General features: G+C 66.6%; 14 protein-coding genes and 5 pseudogenes. 13 read left to right on the top strand and 6 right to left on the bottom strand.

The window, feature by feature from the left end:
- Nucleotides 1–108 precede the first annotated feature (108 nt).
- The 8 genes and pseudogenes from trpE (at nucleotide 109) to CBP34_RS17670 (ending at nucleotide 5977) form a co-directional block, all read left to right on the top strand.
- Entirely contained in the window at nucleotides 109–1608 is a 1500-nt protein-coding gene (trpE, locus tag CBP34_RS17700; RefSeq protein WP_086914229.1) for an anthranilate synthase component I, read from the top strand.
- The gene (locus tag CBP34_RS17695) at nucleotides 1605–1934 is read left to right on the top strand and encodes a chorismate mutase (protein WP_086928285.1); all 330 of its coding nucleotides are present in this window, start codon (nucleotides 1605–1607) and stop codon (nucleotides 1932–1934) included. Before trpE ends, CBP34_RS17695 begins: the two co-directional genes overlap by 4 nt.
- Nucleotides 1935–1938: 4 nt before the next feature.
- A complete protein-coding gene (locus CBP34_RS17690; protein WP_094098779.1) occupies nucleotides 1939–2523 on the top strand; it encodes an anthranilate synthase component II in 585 nt (194 codons plus the stop codon).
- Entirely contained in the window at nucleotides 2520–3191 is a 672-nt protein-coding gene (locus tag CBP34_RS17685) for a LysE family translocator (protein ID WP_094098778.1), read from the top strand. Before CBP34_RS17690 ends, CBP34_RS17685 begins: the two co-directional genes overlap by 4 nt.
- 25 nt (nucleotides 3192–3216) lie before the next feature.
- A pseudogene (trpD, locus tag CBP34_RS17680) lies at nucleotides 3217–4247 on the top strand (anthranilate phosphoribosyltransferase).
- Between the two features lie 4 nt (nucleotides 4248–4251).
- A complete protein-coding gene (locus CBP34_RS19700; RefSeq protein WP_167372739.1) occupies nucleotides 4252–4395 on the top strand; it encodes a hypothetical protein in 144 nt (47 codons plus the stop codon).
- The gene (gene trpC / locus CBP34_RS17675) at nucleotides 4388–5188 is read left to right on the top strand and encodes an indole-3-glycerol phosphate synthase TrpC (RefSeq protein ID WP_094098777.1); all 801 of its coding nucleotides are present in this window, start codon (nucleotides 4388–4390) and stop codon (nucleotides 5186–5188) included. The genes CBP34_RS19700 and trpC overlap by 8 nt, the downstream gene beginning before the upstream one ends.
- Nucleotides 5189–5246: 58 nt before the next feature.
- Nucleotides 5247–5977, top strand: a pseudogene (locus tag CBP34_RS17670) (uracil-DNA glycosylase).
- Between the two features lie 172 nt (nucleotides 5978–6149).
- Here the strand turns inward: CBP34_RS17670 and queA are convergent.
- The 3 genes and pseudogenes from queA to CBP34_RS17655 all read right to left on the bottom strand — a co-directional run bounded on the left by queA (nucleotide 6150) and on the right by CBP34_RS17655 (nucleotide 9662).
- Nucleotides 6150–7306 (bottom strand): annotated as a pseudogene (gene queA / locus CBP34_RS17665) (tRNA preQ1(34) S-adenosylmethionine ribosyltransferase-isomerase QueA).
- A gap of 90 nt (nucleotides 7307–7396) precedes the next feature.
- Entirely contained in the window at nucleotides 7397–8353 is a 957-nt protein-coding gene (locus CBP34_RS17660; protein WP_086913563.1) for a 1-phosphofructokinase family hexose kinase, read from the bottom strand.
- A gap of 31 nt (nucleotides 8354–8384) precedes the next feature.
- Entirely contained in the window at nucleotides 8385–9662 is a 1278-nt protein-coding gene (locus tag CBP34_RS17655) for an HD-GYP domain-containing protein (RefSeq protein ID WP_086913562.1), read from the bottom strand.
- 110 nt (nucleotides 9663–9772) lie between these two features.
- Between CBP34_RS17655 and recG the strand changes: the two genes are divergently transcribed.
- The 5 genes and pseudogenes from recG (at nucleotide 9773) to ubiA (ending at nucleotide 16182) form a co-directional block, all read left to right on the top strand.
- Nucleotides 9773–11929, top strand: coding sequence for an ATP-dependent DNA helicase RecG (gene recG / locus CBP34_RS17650; protein ID WP_094098776.1), 2157 nt, complete (start codon nucleotides 9773–9775; stop codon nucleotides 11927–11929).
- A gap of 20 nt (nucleotides 11930–11949) precedes the next feature.
- Nucleotides 11950–12915, top strand: coding sequence for a LysR substrate-binding domain-containing protein (locus CBP34_RS17645; RefSeq protein WP_086913560.1), 966 nt, complete (start codon nucleotides 11950–11952; stop codon nucleotides 12913–12915).
- A gap of 145 nt (nucleotides 12916–13060) precedes the next feature.
- On the top strand, nucleotides 13061–13564 hold the full coding sequence (locus tag CBP34_RS17640; RefSeq protein ID WP_094098775.1) for a Dps family protein: 504 nt from the start codon (nucleotides 13061–13063) through the stop codon (nucleotides 13562–13564).
- Between the two features lie 95 nt (nucleotides 13565–13659).
- A pseudogene (locus CBP34_RS17635) lies at nucleotides 13660–15012 on the top strand (CYTH and CHAD domain-containing protein); the annotation flags it as partial.
- 300 nt (nucleotides 15013–15312) lie between these two features.
- On the top strand, nucleotides 15313–16182 hold the full coding sequence (gene ubiA, locus CBP34_RS17630) for a 4-hydroxybenzoate octaprenyltransferase (protein WP_094098774.1): 870 nt from the start codon (nucleotides 15313–15315) through the stop codon (nucleotides 16180–16182).
- 62 nt (nucleotides 16183–16244) lie between these two features.
- Here the strand turns inward: ubiA and proC are convergent, their stop codons facing one another.
- The 3 genes and pseudogenes from proC to CBP34_RS17615 form a co-directional block, all read right to left on the bottom strand.
- Entirely contained in the window at nucleotides 16245–17081 is an 837-nt protein-coding gene (proC, locus tag CBP34_RS17625) for a pyrroline-5-carboxylate reductase (RefSeq protein ID WP_094098773.1), read from the bottom strand.
- Between the two features lie 80 nt (nucleotides 17082–17161).
- Nucleotides 17162–18738 (bottom strand): annotated as a pseudogene (gene glpK / locus CBP34_RS17620) (glycerol kinase GlpK).
- 107 nt (nucleotides 18739–18845) lie between these two features.
- Nucleotides 18846–19610 carry a DeoR/GlpR family DNA-binding transcription regulator gene (locus CBP34_RS17615; RefSeq protein ID WP_086928855.1) on the bottom strand — a complete coding sequence of 255 codons (765 nt, stop codon included), beginning with the start codon at nucleotides 19608–19610 and terminating at the stop codon, nucleotides 18846–18848.
- Nucleotides 19611–19677: the final 67 nt, after the last annotated feature.

The following is a 19677-nucleotide window of genomic DNA, read 5'->3' as shown; positions in this document are numbered from 1 at the left end:
CGGGGAAACTCCCTGCGTGCAACCGTGGCCCCGCCGGGGCCTGTCGAATGAACAGCGGCGCTTTGCACACTTTGCACCATGCGCCGCCTCAGCTGGGAGCTCTCCCCCGTGATCACGGAACTTGAATTCAAAAGCCTGGCCGGCGAAGGCTACAACCGCATTCCCCTCATGGCGCAAGCCTTTGCGGACCTGGAAACCCCGTTATCGCTGTACCTGAAACTCGCGCACAGCAAGGACGGCGGCAAGCACAGCTTCCTGCTGGAATCGGTGGTGGGTGGCGAGCGTTTTGGTCGCTATAGCTTCATCGGCCTGCCTGCACGCACCTTGCTGCGTGCCAGCGGTTTTGGTGCAGACGCCAAAACCGAGGTTGTCACCGACGGCCAGGTGGTGGAAACCGTGCGGGGCAACCCGCTCGATTTCATCGAGGCGTATCAAAAACGCTTCAAGGTGGCCTTGCGCCCGGGGCTGCCGCGCTTTTGCGGTGGCCTGGCAGGCTACTTTGGGTACGACACAGTGCGCTACATCGAGAAAAAGCTCGAAACCACCTGCCCGCCCGATACGCTGGAAACGCCTGACATCCTTTTGCTGCAGTGCGAGGAACTGGCGGTCATCGACAACCTGTCGGGCAAGCTGTATCTCATCGTCTATGCCGATCCGGCCCAGCCCGAGGCGTATTCCCAGGCCAAGAAGCGCTTGCGCGCGCTCAAGGACCAGCTCAAATATTCGGTGAGCGCCCCCGTGGTCAAGGCCACGGAAAGCCACCCCGCGCAGCGCAGCTTTGCCAAGGCCGACTACCTGGCGGCCGTGGGCCGTGCCAAGGATCTGATCGCTGCCGGTGATTTCATGCAGGTGCAGGTGGGCCAGCGCATCCACAAACGCTACACGGAAAGCCCCCTCAGCCTGTACCGCGCATTGCGTTCACTGAACCCTTCGCCGTACATGTATTTCTACAATTTCGGCGATTTCCATGTGGTGGGCGCCAGCCCCGAAATCCTGGTGCGCCAGGAGCAGACCGACGCGGGCACCAAGGTCACCATCCGGCCGCTGGCAGGCACGCGCCCGCGCGGCGCCACGCCCGAGAAGGACAAGGCCGCCGAAGTGGAACTCATCAACGACCCCAAGGAGCGTGCCGAGCATGTGATGCTGATCGATCTGGCGCGCAACGACATCGGGCGCATCGCCCAGACCGGCACCGTCAAGGTGACCGAAGCCTTCGTGGTTGAGCGCTACAGCCATGTGATGCACATCGTGAGCAACGTCGAAGGCCTGCTGAACGAGGGCATGACCAGCATGGACGTGCTCAAGGCCACTTTCCCCGCAGGCACGCTCACCGGCGCGCCCAAGGTGCATGCCATGGAGCTGATTGACCAGCTCGAACCCGTCAAGCGCGGCGTGTATGGTGGTGCCTGCGGTTACCTGAGCTACGCGGGCGACATGGACGTGGCCATTGCGATCCGCACCGGCATCATCAAGGACGGCACGCTGTATGTGCAGGCAGCCGCGGGCGTGGTGGCCGACTCGGTGCCCGAGCTGGAGTGGAAAGAAACCGAACACAAGGCCCGCGCCCTGCTGCGCGCCGCCGAACTTGTCGAGGAGGGGCTGGAATGACCCAGGCCATCAACAACGTGCAGCATTGCACAACCATGGACGATGTGCGTCGCCACATCGATGCACTGGACGACGTGCTGGTGCCCTTGCTGGTAACGCGCGGCGGCTACATGACCCAGGCCGCGCGCATCAAGCAGGACGCGTCGCAGGTGCGCGACGAGGAGCGCATCCAGGCCATCGTGGACCGCGTGCGTGTGCGCACCCAGGTCGAGGGCGGCGAGCCCGACGTGCTGGAGGCCATCTACCGCAGCATGATGGAAGCCTACATCGCCCATGAACACCGCGAGTTCGCGCGCCTGCACCCCACCGCCACGCAGGAAGGGTGAGGCCATGAAACTCCTGATGGTCGATAACTACGACAGCTTCACCTACAACATCGTCCAGTATTTCGGCGAACTGGGCGCGCAGGTGGAGGTCTTCCGTAACGATAAAATCACCGTGGCCGAGATCGAGGCGCGGCTCAACGCCGGTCAGCTCGATCGCCTCGTGATCTCGCCTGGCCCCTGCTCGCCCGCCGAGGCGGGCATCTCGGTGGCGGCGATCCAGCACTTTGCCGGCAAGCTGCCAATTTTGGGCGTGTGCCTGGGGCATCAGGCCATTGGCGCGGCGTTTGGCGGCTCCATCGTGCGCGCCAAAGAGCTCATGCACGGCAAGACCAGTGTCATCACCACCACGCAAAAAGGCGTGTTTGCCGGGCTGCCCGCGCAGTTCACGGTGAACCGCTACCACTCGCTGGCCATCGAGCGCACCACCTGCCCCGAGGTGCTGGAGATCACCGCCTGGACCGAAGACGGCGAGATCATGGGCGTGCGCCACAAGACGCTCGCCATTGAGGGCGTGCAGTTCCATCCCGAGAGCATCCTCACCGAGCACGGCCACGCCATGCTGCGCAACTTCCTGGAGCAGCGCGCGTGATCATCGAGCCGCAGCAGCTGCTGGTGTTTATCGCCGCAGGCTGGCTGCTCAACCTCACTCCGGGGCCCGACGTGCTGTACATCGTCTCCAACGCGCTCAAATCGGGTGTCCGGGCGGGCATGGTGGCGTCGTGCGGCATTGCGCTCGGCTGCTGCTTGCATGTGCTGGCCGCCGCGCTGGGCGTGGGGGCCCTGCTGGCGGCGTCTGCCACGGCGTTCACTGTCATCAAATGGGTGGGCGCCGGCTATCTGCTCTGGATGGGCGCGCGCCTGCTGCTGGCCCGGGCGCCGGATGCGGGCGGCAGCCCCTCCATGCCGCCGGTCACGGAGCAGGGCGCGGCGGAGCACCGCACGTCGTTGCGCGCGGTCTTTCTGGGCGGATTCTGGACCAATGTGCTCAACCCCAAGGTGGTGATTTTCTTCCTCGCCTTCGTGCCGCAGTTCATTGCCCCGGGCACCGAGAACAAGACGCTTGCCTTTCTGCTGCTGGGCCTGCTGTTCACCTTCAATGCGCTGCCGGTGTGTGCCGGTTGGGCGATTGCCGCCGCCTGGATGGGCCGGCGCGTCGATGCCCTGCAGCGCGGCATGCACTTGCTCGACCGCATTGCCGGCCTCATGTTCATCGGCTTCGGGCTGAAGCTCGCCGTCACCGACAGTCCCGCCGCCTGAAACCCTCAGCAAGGAGAACTCCCCCATGCCCATTACCCCCTCGGAAGCGCTGCAGCGCACCATCGAACACCGCGAAATCTTCCACGACGAGATGCTGCACCTGATGCGCATGATCATGCGCGGCGAACTCTCGCCCGTCATGACGGCGGCCATCGTGACCGGCCTGCGCGTGAAGAAGGAAACCATTGGCGAGATCACCGCCGCCGCGCAGGTGATGCGCGAGTTTTCCACCCAGGTGCATGTGCCCGACACCACCCACATGGTCGATATCGTGGGCACGGGCGGTGATGGCGCCAACACCTTCAACATTTCCACCTGCGCCACCTTTGTGATCGCCGCAGCGGGCGGCAAGGTCAGCAAGCATGGCGGGCGCAGCGTGAGCAGCAAGAGCGGCAGCGCCGATGCCATGGAGGCCCTGGGCGTCCACATCAACCTGTCGCCCGAAGCCATTGCCCAGTGCATTGCCGAGGTGGGTATCGGCTTCATGTTCGCGCCCAACCACCATCCGGCCATGAAGAACGTGGCGCCCGTGCGCAAAGAGCTGGGCGTGCGCACCATCTTCAATATCCTGGGGCCGCTGACCAACCCGGCGGGCGCCCCAACATCCTCATGGGTGTGTTCCATGAAGACCTGGTGGGCATCCAGGTGCGGGCCCTGCAGCGCCTGGGTGCGCAGCACGCCCTGGTGATCTATGGGCGCGACGGCCTGGACGAGATCAGCCTGGGCGCCTCCACCCTGGTGGGCGAACTCAAGGACGGTGCCATCCGCGAGTACGAAGTGCACCCCGAAGATTTCGGCCTGGCCATGACCAGCACCCGCCAGCTGCGCGTGGACAACCCCGAGCAGTCGCGCGCCATCATGCTCGACGTGCTCGATGGCAAACCCGGCGCCGCCCGTGACGTGGTCTGCCTGAACGCCGGCGCCGCGCTCTATGCCGCCAATGTGGTCGACAGCATCGCTGCGGGCCTCGCGCGTGCGCAGCAGGCCATCGACAGCGGCGCCGCCAAGGCCAAGCTGGGCGAACTGGTCACGCGCACCCACGCTCTCGCTGCTTGACCCCATGTGGCGCGACCCTGGCACCTGGATTGCACTGGGCGTCTCGGCGCTGTTTGTGATCGCGGGGCTGGTGATGCACCGCTTGTTCACCAAAATACTGAAACAGGGCTCACCGGAGCCCGACGAAAAGGCATCTCCCCATGAGTGACATCCTGAACAAGATCGTGGCCGTCAAGCACGAAGAAGTCGCCGCCGCACAAAAACGCATTCCCCTGGCCGCCATGCGTGCCGACGCCGAGAGCCGCGTGCTCACGCGCGACTTTGAAGGCGCGCTGCGCGCCAAGATTGCCAAGGGCCAGGCGGCGGTGATTGCCGAGATCAAGAAGGCCAGCCCCAGCAAGGGCGTGATCCGCGCTGACTTCGAGCCTGCCGACATCGCTCAAAGCTATATGGAAGGCGATGGCAAGGTCAGCGCTGCCTGCCTGTCTGTGCTGACCGACCGGCAGTTCTTTCAGGGCCAACCCGACTACCTGAAACAAGCCCGCGCCAGCACCTTGCTCCCTGTGCTGCGCAAGGATTTCATGGTGGATGCGTACCAGATCTATGAATCGCGTGCCATGGGTGCCGATGCCATCTTGCTGATTGCGGCCAGCCTTGACGATGCCCAGATGGCCGACTTTGAAGCCATTGCCCGCAGCCTCGACATGGCCGTGCTGGTGGAAGTGCACGACCGCGCCGAGCTGGAGCGCGCACTGAAGCTCAAGACCCCGCTGGTCGGCATCAACAACCGCAACCTGCGCACCTTCGAGGTGACGCTGCAGACCACGCTCGACATGGTGAAAGACGTGCCGGCCGACCGCCTGCTGGTCACCGAATCGGGCATCCTCACGCCTGCGGACGTCAGGACGATGCGCGATGCGGGCGTGCATGCCTTTCTGGTGGGCGAGGCGTTCATGCGTGCTCAGGATCCGGGTCTGGCGCTGGCCAAGTTGTTTGCCTGAAAATCAAAATTAATAGCTGCTTGCGCTTGATGGATAAGCGCGGGAGGCCATTTCGACCATGAATGACCTGTTTGCGAGCCCTGCGTGCGATCCCACGCAATTGCAGAGCGCCGACCCCGCCGACTGGCCCGTGGCGCCGGGCTGGCAGCCGCTGGTGGATGGGTTTTTTGCTACCGTAGCCGGTCAGAAACTGCGGGCGTTTCTGCAAGCTCGGCTGGATGCGGGAGCCGTCATTTTTCCGCCGCGCCCGCTTCGCGCGCTGGAACTCACGCCACCCGATGCGGTGCGCGTGGTCATCCTGGGGCAGGACCCGTACCATGGCCGCGGGCAGGCCGAGGGGCTGGCGTTTTCAGTGGCGCCGGGCGTGCCGCTGCCGCCGTCGCTACGCAACATCTTCAAGGAGTTGCAGCGCGACCTGGGCACGCCCCGCCCGCGTTTCCGCAGCCCGGCGGCAGCCTGGTGCAATGGGCGCGCAGCGGTGTTCTGCTGCTCAACACCTCACTCACTGTGGAAGAAGGGCAGCCCGCCAGCCATGCGGGCAAGGGCTGGGAGGTGCTGACCGACGCGGTCATCCGTCGGGTGGCCGAGGGGCCGCGTCCGGTGGTGTTCATGCTGTGGGGCGCGCATGCGCAAGCCAAGCGGGCGGTCATTCCTGGTGATCGCGGGCACGTGGTGTTGTGTGCCAACCATCCCTCGCCGCTGTCGGCGTTGCGGCCGCCGGTGCCGTTCATCGGGTGTGGGCATTTCGGGCAGGCGGGGGTGTTTCGGGATTGGTTGGCTAAGGGCTGAATTCGTTTTTTGCGCTGGGTAGGCCGGTGGTATTTGCTGTGGATTTGATAGTTTTTGCTGGTATTTGAGGATGCACACCCCGGCCTCCGCCCTCAGCAAAGAATAAAGTCACAGCGCTAATTATCAAAACAATAGCTATCAGCGCAATCCCATAAAGCGCAACAGCCGAAAATCACCCAGCAACCCGCTCCAGCAGCATCGCATCGCCATAGCTGAAAAACCGGTATTCCTGCGCAATCGCATGCCGGTACAGCCCCATCACATGGGCATAGCCCGCGAACGCGCTCACCAGCATCATCAGCGTGCTCTTGGGCAGGTGAAAGTTGGTGATCAGCAAGTCCACCACCTGGAACGCAAAGCCCGGTGTGATGAAGATGTTGGTGTCGCCCGTGGCCTGGCCGGATTTGGCCCAGGATTCGAGCGTGCGCACCGTCGTCGTGCCCACGGCCACCACGCGGCCGCCGCGCTGGCGGCAGCGCTCCAGCGCGGCCAGCGTGGCCAGGGGCACCTCGTACCACTCGCTGTGCATCTGGTGCTCGGCCAGGTTCTCGGTCTTCACGGGCTGGAAGGTGCCCGCGCCCACATGCAGGGTGACGCTGGCGCGCTCGATGCCGCGCGCCGCCAGGTCGGCCAGCACGGCCTCGTCAAAGTGCAGCGCGGCGGTGGGCGCGGCCACGGCACCGGGGTTGCGCGCAAACACGGTCTGGTAGCGCTGGCTGTCTTCGGCTTCGTCGGGGTCGTGGCCGGTGTTTTGCTGGCGCTCGATGTAGGGTGGCAGCGGCAGGTGGCCGTGGCGGTCCATCAGCTCCCAGGGCGATTCGTTGGCCGGGCCGTGCAGCGCAAAGCGGAAAAGCGGGCCGTCCTCGGTGGGCCAGCGGCCCAGCAGCTGCGCGTCAAAGCCCCCTGCCTTGCGGCCACCGGCCATGTGCACCACGCTACCGGGCAGGGGCTTCTTGCTGACCTTCATGTGTGCCACGACTTCGTTACCGGTGCCACCGGCCTCGGCGGGCAGCACACGCTCGATCAGCAGCTCCAGTTTGCCGCCGCTGGCCTTCTCGCCAAAGATGCGCGCCTTGACCACGCGGGTGTCGTTGAAGACCAGCAGGTCGCCCGCGCGCAGCAGGCCGGGCAGGTCGCGAAAGATGCGGTCCACGGGCTGCATGGCGCGGCCGTCGAGCAGGCGCGAGGCGCTGCGTTCGGGGGCAGGGTGCTGGGCGATGCGTTCGGGGGCAGCGAGAAGTCGAAGTCGCTGAGGGTGAAGACGCGCGGTGTGGGTATCGCGCTGGGGGTGAAGGGCGCACTGGCTGCGCCGCTGGAGAGATCAGTCATCGTGCTTGAGGGCTGAACGGGCCCGTACCAAGGTAAAAAATTGCGAAGGGAGCGATTGTCCCACGGGGCCGCGCGCTATGCAGGGTAAGGCTATGGCTGGACAGTGAAGGACACCGGTGCCGGCACGCTGTGCACGAGCCTCTGCACGTCATGGGCCTGGGCCAGCGCCGTGCCGGGGGACAGCAGCGCGGCTGCCCCGGCGGCCACGCCCCAGCGCAGGGCCTCTGGCGGCGCTTCGCCGCGGTCCAGTGCCCAGACCAGTGCGGCCAGAAAACAGTCGCCCGCGCCCGTGGTGCCGGTGGCTGCCGACACGCGGAGGGCCGGGGCCTGCCAGACTCCGTTGCGCGTGGCCAGCACCGCACCTTGCTCGCCCAGGGACAGTGCCACGATTTCCGCCTGGCCCGCGTGCACCAGCGCCTGCGCGGCCGCGCACCACGCTGCGGCGCTGGCCAGGGGCAGCTGCAGCAGTTCGCGCAATTCGCGCAGGCTGGGCTTGACCAGCGTGACCCCGGCCTGCAGCGCCGCCGCCAGTGGCAGGCCGGAGGTGTCCACCACCAGGCGCGTGCCGCGTGCGCGGGCGCCGGGTGCGAGCCGGGCGTAAAAATCAGGGGGCACGCCGGGTGGCAGGCTGCCGCTGGCGATCAGCCAGCGCGGTGCGGTGGTGAGTGCGGCCAAGGTGTCCAGGCAGGCCTGCCATTCCGTGGCCTGCAGGGTGGGGCCGGGCAGCACGAAGCGAAACTCCTGGCCGGTGGTGGTTTCCACCACCGAAAAGTTCTCGCGCGTGTCGCCGGCAATGGGCTGGATGGCGGTGGCCACGCCCTCATCGGCCAGCAACTGGCGCACCTGTGCGCCGGCGACGCCGCCCGCCAGGGCCCAGGCCTGCACCTCGCTGCCCAGCCGGTGCAGCACGCGCGCCACGTTGATGCCGCCGCCGCCCGCAAACCGCTGCACGGGGCCGCAGCGCAGCTTGTGCGTGGGCGCCACGCGGTCGGTGGTGGTGGCCAGGTCGAGTGCGGGGTTGAGGGTGAGGGTGATCAGGGAGGGCACGGCAGCGAAGGTAAGTATGGGCAGGGTGGTTTTACCAGGCTGCTTCGGAAAGACCGGACCACAGCGTGTTCAGGTCGGGGAAATTCCACCGGTCGGGGTCTTCCCGCGCCACGATTTTCTCGGTGGTGCCCGGTGCCGCGAGGTTCACCAGTTCGGGCGGAATGCGCAGGTCGGACTTGGTCGAGAAGAACACTTTTACGACCGGGGTGGTGAGCGCCGCCGGGGCTTGCTCCATCACCACGCCCAGGCGGCCCGAAGTCAGCCGCACCAGCGAACCCACCGGATAGATGCCGATGCTCTTGACGAAGGCCTGGAACAGCCGCGCATCGAAATGGTCGCTGGTCCACTCGGCCATGCGGCGCAGCGACTCGGACGGGTCCCAGCCGCGCTTGTAGGGCCGGTCGGAGGTGATGGCGTCATAGACATCGCAGATCGCCGTCATGCGGGCGATCACGCTGATGGCGTCGCCGCGCAGCTGGTTGGGATAGCCGGTGCCATCGACCTTTTCATGGTGGTGCAAGCAAGCGTCGAGGACGGCCTCGGGCAGGTTGCCGCCCTCCTTGAGCATCTGGTAGCCCGCCACGGGGTGGCTGCGCACCACGGTGAATTCCTGGTCGGTGAGCTTGCCGGGCTTGTTCAGCACGGCCAGCGGAACCGCCGCCTTGCCCAGGTCGTGCAGCAGGCCCGCCATGCCGGCGAGCCGCGTTTGCTCGTCGTCGAGCTTGAGCTGCCGGGCCAGCGCCACCATCAGGGCGCACACCGCCACCGAATGCATGTAGGTGTAGTCGTCGGCGGTCTTCAGGCGCGCCAGGCTGATCAGCGCGCCCGGATTGCGCGTGACGGAGTCGGAAATGTCTTCAACGAGGCTCTTGGCGCTGGAGGTATCTACCGCGCGGCCCATGCGCGCCTCGTTGAACATCGACACCACGGCTTGCTTGGACTGCATGCAGATCGATGCGGCCATCTTCAGCTCGCCTTCCATGTCCGTGGGGGCGCGGTTGCGCGCGGGCAGCGGCGGCAACGGCAGGCTGACCTGCAGCGGCGGCAAGTCTTCGAGCTGGCTGAAGTCGGTCTCGACCTGCGCATCCGCTTCTGCGCGCGAGACCGAGGCGGTGCCCGGTGTCACATCCACGCCCTTGTCGGTGTCGATCCAGCATTCGTGGATGGAGGTGGCCTGGATGCGGGCCAGGTCCTTGGGGTCTTTCAGCAGGAACTTGGCGCGCCAGAACGGATGCTCCATCCACGAACCACAGAATTCGTGCAGGTACATGCCCAGGGTGAGGTGTCGGATTGGGATGCGCTTGAGCATGTCGGAAGCACGGGACGCGAAAGATCGTCGTAACAAGGTGTGAGTGAAGACAACCATGGTAGCCTTTTTGTCCTGCCTTTTGGCCATACCCGCGCTCCCATCGCTCCTCCATGCCCATCGCTGCCAAAGTCGCTTCCCCCGTCGCCGCCCGGCCTGCGGCCCCCGCGGCCGCCAAGGGCGGGGCGTCGGTGGCCCAGAAGGCGTTGCAAAAGCTGGGTCTCCAGCGCGATATCGACCTGGCCTTGCACCTGCCTCTGCGCTACGAGGATGAAACCCGCATCACACCACTGGCCACCGCCCGCGACGGGCAGATGGTGCAGATCGAAGCCACGGTGACCGCGAGCGAAGTGCAGCTGCGCCCGCGCCGCCAGTTGCTGGTGCGGGTGGAAGACGACACGGGGTCGTGCGAATTGCGTTTTTTCAGCTTCTACCCCTCGCACCAGAAGACCCTGGCCGTGGGTGCGCGCCTGCGCATCCGGGGTGAGGTCAAGGGCGGCTTCTGGGGGCGGCAGATGCTGCATCCAGCGTTCCGTGTGGCAGGCGGCGAGCTGCCTGCCGCGCTGACGCCGGTCTACCCCACCACCGCCGGTTTGCCCCAACCCTATCTGCGCCGCGCGGTGGTCGGCGCGCTGACGCGGGTGGACTTGTCAGACACCCTGCCACCCGGTGCAGAGCCGCCGGTGACCCGGATATATAGCCAAAACGGCCTCCAGCGCTTATTCAGCTTGCGCGAGGCGCTCACATTTTTGCACCACCCCACGCCGGATGTGGCGCTGTCCACGCTGGAAGACCACAGCCACCCGGCCTGGCAGCGGCTGAAGGCCGAGGAACTGCTGGCCCAGCAGCTGTCGCAGCAGCAGTCGCGGCGCGAGCGCGACCGGCTGCGGGCCCCGGTGCTGCGCCCCGCCAGGGCGGACGACGGCGCGCTGCCCCTGCATGAGCAGCTCATGGCCGTGCTGCCGTTCGACCTGACCGCCGCGCAGCGCCGCGTGGGCGACGAAATCGCCGCCGACCTGGCCCGCCCCGTGCCCATGCACCGTTTGCTGCAGGGCGATGTGGGCTCGGGCAAAACCGTGGTGGCGGCGCTGGCGGCGTGTCTCGCCATGGACGCCGGCTGGCAGTGCGCGCTGATGGCGCCCACCGAAATCCTGGCTGAGCAGCATTTCGCCAAGATGATCGGCTGGCTCGAGCCCTTGCTCGCCGCCCGTGGCCGCCGCGTGGCCTGGCTGGTGGGCGGGCAAAAGAAGAAGGATCGCACCGCCATGCTGGCGCTGGTGGCCAGCGGCGAGGCCGCGCTGGTGGTGGGCACGCACGCCGTCATCCAGGAGCAGGTGCAGTTCAAGAACCTCGCGCTGGCCATCATCGACGAGCAGCACCGCTTTGGCGTGGCGCAGCGGCTGGCCTTACGGCAAAAGCTGTCCCATCAAGGCATGGAGCCGCACATGTTGATGATGAGCGCCACGCCCATCCCGCGCACGCTGGCCATGAGCTATTACGCCGACCTCGATGTGTCGGTGATCGACGAGCTGCCGCCGGGCCGCACGCCCATCGTCACCAAGCTGATTGCCGACAGCCGCAAGGACGAGGTGATCGCGCGCATCGGCGCGCAGGTGGCGGCCGGGCGGCAGGTTTACTGGGTGTGCCCGCTGATCGAAGAAAGCGAGGCGCTGGACCTCTCCAACGCCACCGCCACGCACGCCGACCTGAGCGAGGCCTTGCCCGGTGTGATGGTGGGCCTGCTGCACTCGCGCATGCCCACGGCCGAGAAGAAGGCCGTGATGGCGCTGTTCACCAGCGGGCAGATGGGCGTGCTGGTCAGCACCACCGTGATCGAGGTGGGTGTGGACGTGCCCAACGCCTCGCTCATGGTCATAGAACATGCCGAGCGCTTTGGTTTGAGCCAGTTGCACCAGTTGCGCGGCCGGGTGGGGCGGGGCGCTGCGGCATCGGCCTGCGTGCTGCTCTATGCCACCAACGACAGCGGCCGCGTGGGCGAAACCGCCAAGGAGCGCCTGCGCGCCATGGCCGAGACCAACGACGGCTTTGAGATCGCCCGGCGCGACCTCGAAATCCGCGGGCCTGGGGAGTTTCTGGGCGCGCGCCAGTCGGGCGATGCGCTGCTGCGATTTGCCGACCTGGCCACCGACACGCACCTGCTCGAATGGGCGCGTGAGCTGGCGCCGCAGATGCTGGACCGCTACCCGGAACTGGCTGCCAGGCACGTGGCGCGCTGGTTGGGTGGAAAATCAGACTATCTCAAAGCCTGACGGGCCGAAATGCATTCACCATGACCCTTACCGAACTCAAGTACATCGTTGCCGTGGCGCGGGAGAAGCACTTCGGTCATGCGGCCGATGCCTGCTATGTGTCGCAACCCACGTTGTCGGTCGCCATCAAGAAGCTCGAGGAGGAACTGGACGTCAAGCTCTTCGAGCGCAGTGCGGGCGAGGTCACGGTGACGCCGCTGGGCGAGGACATCGTGCGCCAGGCGCAAAGCGTGCTGGAGCAGGCGGCGGCCATCAAGGAGATTGCCAAGCGCGGCAAGGACCCGCTGGCCGGGCCTTTGATCCTGGGCGTGATCTACACCATCGGCCCCTACCTGCTGCCCGACCTGGTGCGCCACTCGATCACGCGCACCCCGCAGATGCCGCTGATGCTGCAGGAGAACTTCACCGTCAAGCTGCTGGAGATGCTGCGCACCGGCGAGATTGACTGTGCCATCCTGGCCGAGCCTTTTCCCGACACGGGCCTGGCCATCGCGCCGCTGTATGACGAGCCGTTCATGGCGGCGGTGCCCAGCAAGCACCCGCTGGCCGCGCAAAAATCCATCACCGCGTCCGAGCTCAAGAGCGAGACCATGCTGCTGCTGGGCGCGGGCCACTGCTTTCGCGACCATGTGCTGGAGGTGTGCCCCGAGTTCGCGCGCTTTGCCAGCAATGCCGAGGGCATCCGCAAGTCGTTCGAGGGCTCGTCGCTGGAGACCATCAAGCACATGGTGGCCGCCGGCATGGGGGTGACGCTGGTGCCGCGCTTGTCGGTGCCGCGCGATGCGCTGCTGACCGTGTCGCGCCGGCGCAAGAGCGACGAAAACTATATCCGCTACCTGCCCATCCGCGAGGAAGATGGCAGCCCACCGCCCACGCGCCGCGTGGTGCTGGCCTGGCGGCGCAGCTTCACGCGCTATGAAGCCATTGCCGCGCTGCGCAACGCCATTTATGCCTGCGAGCTACCGGGCGTCACGCGGCTGTCATGACCTGATGCGACCGTGCAGGCGGGGTTGAACGGCGCTTGTGCCCTGTGCGCGCGGTTTCCTGCGCTACAGTGGTCGATTGCGCTGCAGGCCTGATTTTCAGGCGCCCGCAGCCGTTGTTCCACCCGCCCATTCCAGGAGAAATGACATGGCCAAAGCTTCCAGCAAAACCTCGGCACCCAGCATCAACATCGGCATCAGCGAAAAAGACCGCGCCGCCATTGCCCAGGGCCTGTCACGCCTGCTGGCCGATACCTACACGCTGTACCTCACCACCCACAACTTCCACTGGAACGTGACGGGCCCGATGTTCAACACGCTGCACACCATGTTCATGACGCAGTACACCGAATTGTGGAATGCCGTGGACCCGATTGCCGAGCGCATCCGCTCGCTGGGCCATTTCGCACCGGGCTCCTATGCCCAGTTCGGCCAGCTGACCAGCCTGCCCGATGCCCCCGCCCAGCCGCCCAAGGCCACCGAGATGATCCGTATCCTGGTGCAAGGCCACGAAGCCGTGGCCCGCACCGCGCGCAGCCTGTTCCCATTGGCCGACAAGGCCAGCGACGAACCCACGGCCGACCTGCTGACCCAGCGCCTGACGGTGCACGAGCAGGCAGCGTGGATGCTGCGCTCGTTGCTGGAAGACTGATTTCGTTTGCTGGATCACGGGGCGTGTCTGCTGCCGGCGCTTTTTTCCGACAGCGGTCTGTCACCGTGGCGCCGTGACCTGGAGAGACAAACACCATGCCATCTACCAGCTACCCCGGCCCGGGCGCAGAGCTTGAAATCAAGCTCGCGTTGCCCACGTCCAATCCCGCCGGCCTGGCGCGGCAGCTGGCGCGCCTGCCGGCCCTGGCGCGGCGCCAGCCCGTGCACAAGCAGGTGGACAACATTTACTACGACACGCCCGGACAGGCCTTGCGCACCCAGCGCATGGCCCTGCGCCTGCGGCGTGTGGGCGGGGTCAATGCGCCGCAATGGCTGCAAACCCTCAAGACCAGCGACAGCGGCGATTCGGCCCTGAGCCTGCGCGGAGAATGGGAAGTGCCGGTGCCAGGGCCTGCGCTGGTGCAGGCCGCCCTGCAGTCCGCGCCGCCTTGGCAAAAAGTCGACCCCGACGGCGCGGTGTTTGCAGCGCTCGCGCCCTGTTTTGCCACGGACTTCGAGCGCACGGCCTGGACGGTGCGCCGGCGCGATGGCAGTGCTATCGAGGTGGCGCTTGACATGGGGCAGATCACCTGCGGGCAGCGCAGCGTGCCGATTTGCGAGCTGGAGCTGGAACTGCTGGCCGGGCCGCCCGCCGCGCTGTTCGATCTGGCGCGGCAGATTGCGCAGCACATCGCCGTGCTGCCGCTGGCGGCCAGCAAGGCCCAGCGCGGCTATGAATTGCGCGATGGCAAGCTGGACACCCCGCTGCGCGCCCGCCCGCCGCAACTGGGCACCGAGGTTTCGTTGCGCGCCTTGGTGCAGCCCGTGCTGGGCGAGATGTTTGCCCAGTTCACCGCCAACCTGAACGCGCTGGTCCATAGCGACGCCCCCGAGCTGGTGCACCAGGCGCGCGTGGGCTGGCGGCGCTTTCGCGGCGCCTTGCGCCTGTTCAAACCGGCCGCGCCGGTGCGGGCGGTGCCTGCGTGGCCGGAGATGCAGCCCATGCTGGTCTTGCTGGGCGAGTTGCGCGACCTGGATGTGGCGTGCACGCAGACGCTGCCCGCGCTGCAAGACGCCTTTGTGGCCGGTGACGCCGGGCGGGCAGAGCGCTGGCAGGCGATGGCGCAGGCATTCCAGCAGGCCGCGCTGCAGCAGCGCCAGCTGGTGCGCCGGGCATTGCAGGAGCCGGCCGTGGGCGCGGCCTTGCTGTCCATCACCCTGTGGCTGGATGACCTGGCCCGCCCGCAGGCCTGGGGTGAATCGCCGGACCTGCCGGGCAAAACCGTGCGCCACTGGGTGCGCCAGCGCATCCAGCGGCTGCATGCGCAATGGAAAAAGGCGCTGCGCGACAGCACCCATGCCGAAAGCCAGCACCGCGCGCGCATCTTGGCCAAGCGCCTGCGCTACAACATCGAGGCCTTGCGTCCGCTGTTGCCCGTGCGCGCACAGCGCTGGCTGCAGCAGGCAACCCAGTTGCAGGCGGGGATCGGTGCATCGCGCGATGTGCTGCAGGCCGGGGTGCTGGCCAGCGGCTGGCGGTGGACCCGGGCATTGTGGAGTTTCTGCGCGGCTTTGCCGCCGGGCAGGCCGGCGTGCCACTGGCCCCACCGCCCGCCCCGCCAGCGGCGGGTAGCGTATAAAGCGCGTTTTCCGGGCCGGCCCGCCATCGCGCGCGGGCGGCGCCGCTCGCCGCATTTTTCGCTGCGTTCGTCCTTTGCCCGTTCCTGTCCGTTTTTCGTTGGTTTCAGCATGACCCCTTCTCCGCGCAGCCGTTTTTCCCTGTACCTCGACCTGATCCGCTTGAACCGGCCTGCCGGCTGGCTGGTGCTGATCTGGCCCACGCTCAGCGCGCTGTGGCTGGCGGCGGGCGGTTTTCCAGGCTGGCATCTGCTGGCGGTGTTCGTGCTGGGCACCATCCTGATGCGCAGCGCCGGCTGCTGCATCAACGACGTGGCCGACCGCGATTTCGACCGCCACGTCAAGCGCACGGCGCAGCGGCCCATCACCTCGGGCCAGGTCTCGGTCAAGGAAGCCCTGGCCGTGGGCGCGGTGCTGTCGCTCATTTCGCTGGGGCTGGTCCTCACGACGAACTGGGTGGCGGTGGCCTGGTCGGTGCCGGCGCTGCTGGTGACCATTCTTTACCCGTTCACCAAACGTTTTTTTGCCATGCCGCAGGCGGTGCTGGGCATTGCCTTCAACTTCGGCATCGTGATTGCGTTTGCCGCCGTGCAGGGCCAGGTGCCGGCCATGGCGTGGCTGCTTTGGCTGGGCAACCTGTTCTGGGTGCTGGCCTACGACACCGAATACGCCATGGTGGACCGCGACGACGACCTGAAGATCGGCATGAAAACCTCGGCCATCACGCTGGGGCGCTTTGACGTGGTCGCCATTGTGGTGTTCTACCTGCTGTTCCTGGGTTGTTGGCTGGTAGCGCTTGCACCGCTTGCGCTAGGTACTATTTTTTACATAGCAATCGCGGTGGCGCTGGCCCAGGTGGTGTGGCACTGGTGGCTGATCCGCACGCGCTCGCGCGAGGGGTGTTTTCGGGCGTTTCGCATGAACCACTGGGTGGGGTTCACGCTGTTCGTCGGCATTGCGGGCAGCTATCTGCTGGGTTGATTTGCTATCAAATAAATAGCTATTAGCGCTTATCCATCAAGAGCTACAGGCTGTTTTGATACTTATTTTCCAAACTCGTCACCCAGCTCGTGCGCACGCTGCCGTGCGGCCTGCATGGCCTGCACGAACTTCTCGCCCACCGCGTCCTGCTCCATCGATTGCAGGGCCGCATAGGTGGTGCCGCCCTTGGACGTGACGCGCTGGCGCAGCACCGCGGGCGTTTCGTCGGAGCGGCGGGCCAGCTCCGAGGCGCCCACAAAGGTGCCGACCGCCAGCTGGTGGGCCTGCGCCGCGGTCAGGCCCATGTCGGTGCCGGCGCGCGTCATGGCTTCCAGAAAATAGAAAACATAGGCCGGGCCCGAGCCCGACAGCGCCGTGACGGCGTCCAGCAGCGGCTCATCATCCACCCACAGGAACTCGCCCGTCGTGGCCATGATGGCCTCGATGCTCTGACGCTCGGGCGCGCTGACGGCCGGGCGGGCATAGAGCGCGCTCATGCCTTTGCCCACCAGCGCGGGCGTGTTGGGCATGGTGCGCACGATGCGTTCGCTGCCCAGCCACTGGGCGATGCTGTCCGAGCGGATGCCGGCGGCCACGCTCAGGTGCAGGGCGCCTGCCGTGTGGGGCTTTGCCTGGGCAGCGGCGTCCTTGAAGGTCTGGGGCTTGACGGCCCAGACCACGATCTGCGCGCGCTGCAGTGCCGGGCCCGCTTCGGCCTGGGCTTGCAGTCCATAGTTCTTGCGCAGCGCCTCGCGGGCCTCGGCCCAGGGCTCGACCACCTCGATCTGGCTGGCCGGGTGGCCGCGGTGGATCAGCCCGCCAATGATGGCGCTGGCCATGTTGCCGCCGCCGATGAAGGCGATGGTGGGGAGGGAGGGGGAGGCGGCGGTTTGGTTCATGGGAGGTGCAAGGTGGCAACAACAACTGGGGCCACGATGGTAGCGCCGCCGCGCCCTTACGTTCTGGTGCGCAACCGAATTCAGTCTGCCGTGGTCTGGCGCACGGCGTGCTCCCAGTTCGCCATCAACTCCTGCGCACGCGCATTGCCGAGCGTGGGCACAAATCGGCGATCTGCCCGCCACAGTTGGGACAGCTCATCGGTGCTGCCATACACACCGCTCGACAGCCCCGCCAGGTACGCCGCGCCCAGCGCCGTGGTTTCGATGACGGCAGGCCGCACCACCGGAATGCCCAGCAGGTCGGCCTGGAACTGCATGAGCAGGTCGTTGATGCAGGCGCCGCCGTCCACGCGCAGCTCGCTGACCGGGGCGCCGCCTGCGGCCACGGCATCGCGGCTCATGGCCAGCAGCAGGGCGGCGCTCTGGTAGGCGATGCTTTCCAGCGCGGCCCGCGCAATGTGGCCCAGCGTGGTGCCGCGCGTCAGGCCCGTGATGGTGCCGCGGGCATCAGGCTTCCAGTAAGGTGCGCCCAGGCCGGTGAAGGCGGGCACCATCATCACGCCGCCCGAGTCGGGCACGCTTTCGGCCAGCGCCTGCACCTCGCTGCTCGAATCGATGGCGCGCAGTCCGTCGCGCAGCCACTGCACCACGGCGCCACCGACAAAGACGCTGCCTTCCATGGCGAATTCGGGTTGGGTCGTGGCCTGCCAGGCGCCGGGCCGCCCCAAGCCTGGTACGGCCCCCTCGGGGGCAGCGCCGCATGCGCAGCAGCAAGCGTGGGGGCTGCCAATGCTGCGCTGGTGGTGAGCAGGCCGTTGTGGGATGTCTGGAACGTGCCACCCGTGTGCATCAGCATGAAGCAGCCCGTGCCATAGGTGTTCTTGGCCATGCCGGCGGTAAAGCAGGCCTGGCCGAACAGCGCGCTCTGCTGGTCGCCCGCTACGCCGCCGATGCGGATGGGGTGGCCCAGCAGGTCGGGGGCGATGTCGCCAAAGTGGGCGCTGGACGGCAGTACCTCGGGCATCAGCGCCCTGGGGATGCGCAGCAGCGCCAGCAGCTCGTCGTCCCACTGGTTGGTGCGCACGTTGAACAGCATGGTGCGCGAGGCGTTGCTCACGTCGGTCACATGCACCCGGCCGTGGGTGAGATTCCACATGAGCCAACTGTCCACCGTGCCAAAGGCGAGCTCGCCGCGCTCGGCCGCGTCGCGCGCGCCGGGCACATGGTCCAGCAGCCACTGCAGCTTGGTGCCCGAAAAATAGGCATCCACCAGCAACCCGGTTTTGGCCTGGATGGTGGCGGAATGGCCTTGTTCGCGCAGTTGCGCGCAGGCAGGCTCGGCGCGCCGGTCCTGCCACACGATGGCGTGGTGCACGGGCTGGCCGGTCTTGCGGTTCCAAAGCACGGTGGTCTCGCGCTGGTTGGTGATGCCCACGGCGCGCACGGCGCTGGCGGCAATGCCCGCCTTGGCCAGCGCATCGCGTGCCGTGGCCAGCTGGGTGCGCCAGATTTCCAGCGGGTCGTGCTCCACCCAGCCGGGCTGGGGGTAGATCTGCGGCAGCTCCAGCTGCGCCTGCGCCACGATGCGGCCTTGCTCGTCAAAGACGATGCTGCGGGAGCTGGAGGTGCCTTGGTCGAGTGCGAGCAGGTAGGTCATAGATGAAAGGGTATGTCAGGCGATGCGGTTGGGCCCAGATTCGGAGAGCCGGCCAATGAAAGCGCGCAGCCGATGCCAGCGACCGCCGCGCAGGGGGTTGTTCTCACTCATGCGGCGACGGTGCAGATCACCTCGGCATCCTGCAGAAGTGCCGGGAATGGTTCGGGAGGAGGGGCGTCGGTGAACAGGCGGTCGATCTGGGCGAGCGTGGCCAGTTGCACCATGGCCGGGCGGTTGAACTTGCTGTGGTCGGCGGCCAGCCAGACCTCGCGGGCGTGTTCGATGATGGTCTGCGCCACTTTCACCTCGCGGTAGTCGAAGTCGCGCAGCGACCCGTCGGGCTCGATGCCCGAGATGCCGATGAGCGCAATGTCCACCTTGAACTGGCGGATGAAGTCCACCGCCGCCTCGCCCACGATGCCGCGGTCGCGGGCGCGCACCACGCCGCCGGCCACGATCACTTCGCAGTCGGGGTTGCCGCTCAGGATGGCCGCCACGTTCAGGTTGTTGGTGATCACGCGCAGGCCCCGGTGGTGCAACAGCGCCTTGGCGATGGCTTCGGTGGTGGTGCCGATGTTCAGGATCAGCGAGCAGTCGTTGGGCACCTGTTCGGCTACGGCGCGCGCAATGCGCGCCTTGCCTTTGGCGTTGAGCGTTTCGCGCTGGGTGTGGGCCAGGTTCTCCACCGTGGAACTGGGCACGCGCACGCCGCCATGAAAGCGCGTGAGCAGACCGGAATCGGCCAGGCGCTGCACATCGCGGCGCACGGTCTGCAGTGTCACGCCCAGGGTATCGGCCAGTTGTTCCACCGTGGCGGATTTGCGCGCACGGACTTCTTCAAGAAGCAGCAGTTGTCGGGGGTTCGTATTCACGCGAATCAATCAGCTAAAGGGTGGAGATACTTTAAATCGAACAAAAAGGAACTTGTTAAGGGTAAAC

This window comes from Acidovorax carolinensis (genome assembly GCF_002157145.1).
Lineage (GTDB): Bacteria > Pseudomonadota > Gammaproteobacteria > Burkholderiales > Burkholderiaceae_C > Acidovorax > Acidovorax carolinensis.
This window is presented reverse-complemented; position numbering and strand designations above follow the sequence as displayed.

Bases quoted from the DNA above. Each gene is read 5' to 3' on its own strand.
- CBP34_RS17655 (WP_086913562.1), bottom strand. From the start codon at position 9,662: ATGCTCAAGCGCATCCCAATCCGACACCTCACCCTGGGCATGTACCTG.
- CBP34_RS17695 (WP_086928285.1), top strand. From the start codon at position 1,605: ATGACCCAGGCCATCAACAACGTGCAGCATTGCACAACCATGGACGAT.
- proC (WP_094098773.1), bottom strand. From the start codon at position 17,081: ATGAACCAAACCGCCGCCTCCCCCTCCCTCCCCACCATCGCCTTCATC.
- CBP34_RS17640 (WP_094098775.1), top strand. From the start codon at position 13,061: ATGGCCAAAGCTTCCAGCAAAACCTCGGCACCCAGCATCAACATCGGC.
- CBP34_RS17690 (WP_094098779.1), top strand. From the start codon at position 1,939: ATGAAACTCCTGATGGTCGATAACTACGACAGCTTCACCTACAACATC.
- ubiA (WP_094098774.1), top strand. From the start codon at position 15,313: ATGACCCCTTCTCCGCGCAGCCGTTTTTCCCTGTACCTCGACCTGATC.
- CBP34_RS17645 (WP_086913560.1), top strand. From the start codon at position 11,950: ATGACCCTTACCGAACTCAAGTACATCGTTGCCGTGGCGCGGGAGAAG.
- recG (WP_094098776.1), top strand. From the start codon at position 9,773: ATGCCCATCGCTGCCAAAGTCGCTTCCCCCGTCGCCGCCCGGCCTGCG.
- trpC (WP_094098777.1), top strand. From the start codon at position 4,388: ATGAGTGACATCCTGAACAAGATCGTGGCCGTCAAGCACGAAGAAGTC.
- CBP34_RS19700 (WP_167372739.1), top strand. From the start codon at position 4,252: ATGTGGCGCGACCCTGGCACCTGGATTGCACTGGGCGTCTCGGCGCTG.